Origin of the sequence: Spiroplasma sp. ald (assembly GCF_044714355.1) — a bacterium.
Lineage (GTDB): Bacteria > Bacillota_I > Bacilli_A > Mycoplasmatales > Mycoplasmataceae > Spiroplasma > Spiroplasma phoeniceum.
In genome coordinates, this window is the sequence record NZ_RXFY01000138.1 from 1 (window position 1) to 2,289 (window position 2,289).

Sequence of the window (2,289 nt, forward strand, 5' to 3'; positions counted from 1 at the left end):
GTTGTAGGAAAATATTAAATTTTTAAATAAAAGACATAATTAATTAAAATTATAATTTGCTATTAGTATCTTTTTAAAAATATTTACAATTATTTTAATAGGCTATGCAAAAAGTCTATTCTATTTATCAACACATTACTAAAACTTAATTTGCTATTAATACTATAATTAACTTTAATATGTTCTCAAAATGAGCGTTCAAAAACAGCATATAAAATTGTTGTTTCCGTAAAAAAATTATAAGAACATGTAATTTTATTTATGCTACTTTTGCTACTAGTTTGCGCTAAACTTGTTGGTTTATCATACATACTGACAGCACCTATTAAAGGTATTACATTGGGAGTTATACTAATTGTTCCTAAAAAAGCTAGTATTTTTTTTCATGAAATAATATTTTTTCTCTTTTTAATATAACTTTTAAATTAATACTATTTTATTATAACAAAGTTAAAAATTAATAAAACATTAGCATTTAATAAATTATGTCTTATCCTTTTCTTTTGTATCTGAATTTTCTACTAAATTTCTTTTTAAATCCTTACTAGAATTTTTATCATTAAATGACATTGTCATAGTTAACTTTTTATTAATTGTATCATTATCTTTCATTCATATCCCAAATCATGGCAAAACTAAAATTAGCAATAATAATGCAATTGCTAAAATGGGACCAGTTTTTTCTGGAATTACAATAGCATTTAAAAAATATGAATAAATATTATATCCAATAATAGCAATAATACAAAGTACACTAATAACTGCAGCTGGAAGAAAATATCAATTTTTAATTGTTGCAATCCGTTGATGATAACGATTTCATATTCCCAAAGCAATAATTGTTCCATACATCAGAAATGCCATCACAACACCTGCATTACTAATAAAATCGTAAAAATTATAAGTTTCTTTTGCAAAAATAGTTGGAATACCCATAATTAGTCCTCATATTAATGTAATCATAACTGATGCTAAAAAAATTGCAAAATTAATACTATATTTTTTCATAATTTTATTCCATAGTTTTGCACCAATAATAAAATTATCTTCAATTGATGAATGACTTAGTTTAACTAAAGAAAAATTATATCCATTTAAAGTTCCAAAAGCACTAATTAAAATAAAGAAGAAAATAATTTGTTCAAAAATTTTATTAATAACCGGATTACTAAAAATTTTACCCGCAGCAACAGCAACACTTCCTTTAGCATCTAAATTTAAAGTTCCAATTGAAACAAGTAAATAAAGTATTGTTACTGATGCTAAACCTAATACTAAAGCTAATGGAATATTTCTCTCTGGTTTTTTAACATCCTTTTGAATATATGTTGTTGATAAAAAACCATCAAATGAAAATAGAATCCCTGGCAAAGCCATTAAAATCATTTCCAATCCAGTTTTATTTGCAACTAATTTATATTTATCAAAATCACCTAAACCACTCTTACTTAATGCATTAGGGTCATTATTAAAAAAGAACATTCCAATTAAACCAATTAAAATTAATGGAATTAATTTTAAAACAACGGTTGTCATTTGAATATATTTTCCTGTTTTTTCTAAATAAGTACAAATATAAATTAATAAAACAGTATAAATAATTGAAAAACTCGTTAAAATTAATTGATAATTAGCATAACCTCCAACTTTTTCACTAAATACGATTTCTGCGGTCAAACCACCACCAAAAGCTCAAATTGAAGCTTTTGTTGTATAATACGCAACAGTAAAAGTTGTTAACGGAATATAAATATGGTTCATAGCGTTTCTCACTACACGACCAAACCATTTTCCCCCGAACATCTTTGCATACAAAGCAATACCTGAATTTGAATTTTGTTTTGCTGATGAAATTTCCATAAATGATAATCCAAATGAGAGAGCCATTAGACCACCAATTATCCATGCAATTAAACCTAAAACTCCATTCCCATTAGTTAATCCATATACACCTTCATTTTTAAAAAAGATTCCTGTTCCAACAACTGTTCCAACAACCATACAAAAGCACATAAAAAATCCATATTTTTGTGCTGTTTTTTTCTGCATAACTTCACCTCATCATTCTTATTCATTTTTATTGTTTTTTAAAACTATGAAAATTTAAATAATACTTAGTATATTATTCCATAATCAAAATTTTAACATAAATCTGATAATTATTTTAACATTGTAAATTGTAATTGCAAACACGTTTTTTCCAAAGCTCTTATTAGTAAAATGATAACATCATTTAAAATAAATGCAACTATTTTTTAAAAAAATTAAAATATTTTATAAATATAACTT

Annotated in this window: 2 protein-coding genes; both read right to left on the reverse strand. The window is 24.2% G+C overall.

Annotated features, from left to right (window positions below):
• Positions 1-89: 89 nt before the first annotated feature.
• Positions 90-311, reverse strand: coding sequence for a hypothetical protein (locus EHU54_RS05585; protein WP_400249403.1), 222 nt, complete (start codon positions 309-311; stop codon positions 90-92).
• 172 nt (positions 312-483) lie between these two features.
• On the reverse strand, positions 484-2,049 hold the full coding sequence (locus EHU54_RS05590) for an APC family permease (RefSeq protein WP_400249404.1): 1,566 nt from the start codon (positions 2,047-2,049) through the stop codon (positions 484-486).
• Positions 2,050-2,289 lie beyond the last annotated feature (240 nt).